5 protein-coding genes are annotated in these 2,750 nt (G+C 36.2%); 1 reads left to right on the forward strand and 4 read right to left on the reverse strand.

Annotated features, from left to right (window positions below):
* From ACFIJL_RS08975 to ACFIJL_RS08990, 4 genes are all read right to left on the reverse strand, one after another.
* Window positions 1–637: Rha family transcriptional regulator (locus ACFIJL_RS08975; RefSeq protein WP_375624329.1), on the reverse strand; the 637-nt coding region annotated here is incomplete at its 3' end.
* 14 nt (window positions 638–651) lie between these two features.
* Window positions 652–1,008: an antA/AntB antirepressor family protein gene (locus tag ACFIJL_RS08980; RefSeq protein WP_375624331.1), complete on the reverse strand. Its 357-nt coding sequence runs from the start codon at window positions 1,006–1,008 to the stop codon at window positions 652–654.
* A gap of 64 nt (window positions 1,009–1,072) precedes the next feature.
* A complete protein-coding gene (locus tag ACFIJL_RS08985) occupies window positions 1,073–1,447 on the reverse strand; it encodes a hypothetical protein (RefSeq protein WP_375624333.1) in 375 nt (124 codons plus the stop codon).
* A 243-nt stretch (window positions 1,448–1,690) separates the two neighbouring features.
* The gene (locus tag ACFIJL_RS08990; protein ID WP_012754749.1) at window positions 1,691–2,308 is read right to left on the reverse strand and encodes a S24 family peptidase; all 618 of its coding nucleotides are present in this window, start codon (window positions 2,306–2,308) and stop codon (window positions 1,691–1,693) included.
* Between the two features lie 83 nt (window positions 2,309–2,391).
* On the opposite strand from ACFIJL_RS08990, the gene ACFIJL_RS08995 reads away from it, so the two are divergent.
* Window positions 2,392–2,750: hypothetical protein (locus ACFIJL_RS08995; RefSeq protein ID WP_375624336.1), on the forward strand; the 359-nt coding region annotated here is incomplete at its 3' end.

A 2,750-nucleotide genomic window follows, 5' to 3' on the forward strand; every position in this document is an offset into this window, starting at 1 on the left:
TTGCGGTTTGAAGTGTGATAGTTGGACAATCCATAAGTTTCTTTTGGATTTTGTCTTGATACGGTAGCAAATTTCCACCTACTGCTCGTCTGTAAACCCAACCTTTTTGCTGTAAGAAGAGAATGAATTGTTTTGGTTGCATCTCAAGTATTTTAGCGGCTTCTGTAAGACCAAAGAGTCCATTATGACGCTGTAAGCTTTCAAGAGCCATTGCCTTTGGTTTTAAATTTGCAATAATGTTATCTTTTTGTTCATTTTCATTTTTGAGATACGTTAAAACACCAAGCATAACTTGAGGGCTTGAGTAGTCGATTTGTGGTATTACTGCTTGCTTTTCCAATTCTTGCCAACGGTCTATAATCCTAGCACGTAATGTCATACTGTAACCAGAAACTAAAATGAGGCATTCACGTTTAGGGAGGTTGTAACAGTTTTGGGTCTTACCCTGTTTATCTAAATAGGTGGATCCAAATTTGGATTGACCCCCTTCAGGATATAATTCTCCTAACATTTGTCGAATATCACGCATAATATGCGCATGTTGCTTACCGCATAACTCTGCAATTTCACGACTAGACATGGTTGGAACAGTTGTGTTTTGAAAATTGTTTTCAGGTATTGTAATAAAGTTTTGCATCATCACCCCCTTAATTAAGAAAAACATAAGTTTTGGTATAATATTCTGCCATAGTTTCTATGACGTTCTGCTTGAGCGATTTTCTTTGCTGCGTGAATTTTGAAGTAATGATTATCAGTTTTATCTGTTTCTATTTCAGATTTTGGACAAATCTTCTGTCTGTTCCATTCTTGTTTTGTAAAAACAAAATCCACGCCTTCTTTTAGATCAAACTTTTCAACACAATCGTTAAACCAAGTGGAAAAATCTTGTTTCAAATGTAAGTGCCTATGCATTACATGGGCTTTGACCATTTTGGCATAACCAATTTTGTTGTCTACCTCGTTTTCAGGTATGAGATATCCTTCACTATCATTATCATGTGTGTTCATAAGTTTACTCTAATCAATTATTGATGGGGAAAAGGGGGGCGCTTTTAAATGCGCCCTTTAGAATTTAAAGCACATCACAAGGACGCAAACGGTGTTGTTGTTCGTAAGTACCGTAAATCTCATCATTATATTTTTCGTCTGCTAAATCAGATAAAAGATCGTGGTAAGCATCACTTTCACGTACAAAGTAATAAACCTTACTATCCTCATGGAGATGTTCAATATTTTTTTCTACATATGCGTCTGCAATCTCTTCAGAGATATCTTCACAATTATTCTCAGAGGGATTTATACGAAAGATTTGGATTGCATCATCTACCTCATCAACAATGCTTAGAATTTGGCTTGCATCAAGTGGTCCAGACTCTGCAATGTGTTGATCTTTATCGTAGGTAACTAATAAAATTTCATTGGAATTTATAAGAATTGGATTTTCCATAATTTTTCCTCCCTAACGCCTCTTGGCGATTGTTTGTGCGTGGTTTATGGATATATTAGTACATTATGCACTAAAGATAGTCAAGTACATAATGTACTATTTTTTTAAAAAATAAAAAAAGACGAATCACGGCACAATTTAGAGAATCAAAATTTTGCTGTTTACTGATAAAAATCAAGCAAACTTGCTTCAATCTGTTGATGGCAATCTAATCGATAACGTGAACAGAGAATCGTATTGTGTTTACATATCAAGAATAGTGCGCCGTACACGACCTATTATAGAGATAGCGCCTTCAAGTTTTGGAGCCTTTATTGTCTTGTCGTATGAAGCGGGCTGAAAAGGAGGATCATCATTAGGTCTGTATCGTTTATATGTCGCTTGTCCAGATTCATCTGCAATTACATAGCAGGCATTAGGCACAAGTTTTTTGTCTCGCATATTTACAAATATTATAGAATCTGGAGGGCTAATTTTATTCATAGATGCCCCATCTACACGTAAAGCAATCCATTCACCGGCAGGAAGATTAACAGCCTCTGTCATAGGATAATCTGAAAAATCCATTATCCCATCTTGCTCGCTTAATTCTCCAGCGCTAATCCATGAAACGACAGGAATACTTATATTGAGGTTAGGATTTTCTTGAGGAGACTCGCCATACAAAATCCACCCCGGATCTACATTAAATACTTGTCCATAGAGCTCGGCTATTTGGCGCGAAATACCACGATTTCCATTTTCGTGACTAATTAGGGTATTTTGATTAAGAGCTGGTATAGCGCGCGCAGCTTCGCTTGGTGTTGCGTATCCAGCATTCTTACGCGCTATTTTAAGTCTATCTTTTGGCAAATAAGTCATTTGTACATTATCCACTATTTTTTTAATTCATTGTGTACGATTTTATCTTGATTTAAAATTGTACGTAATGTACTATTTTTGTCATGGTTAATGATTTTTATGTCAAAAGTTTGATTGAATCTTGGGGATCTATACGCCAATTTGCAAAAGAAATTGGTTGTAGCTATGAGGCTGCGCGTAAAATGCGTGATCGCAATAGTATTTCTCCAAAATACTGGAATATAATTATTCAGTTGTCTAAAGCCAAGGGTCTATCTTGGGTTACACTAGATTGGTTCCTACATAATTATGGGAGTAAATCCCATAGAGTTGTTCGTCCAATGACAAAACGAAGAAAAGATACGCTTCATCTGGTGGAGAAAATTAGTACAGCAAATGCATCACAAACAGTAATATCTTCTCATATTGCTGCCCCTACAGATAATAACGAACATCAACAGCA

Origin of the sequence: Bartonella sp. TT119HLJHH, assembly GCF_042193385.1 — a bacterium.
Taxonomy (GTDB): Bacteria; Pseudomonadota; Alphaproteobacteria; order Rhizobiales; family Rhizobiaceae; genus Bartonella.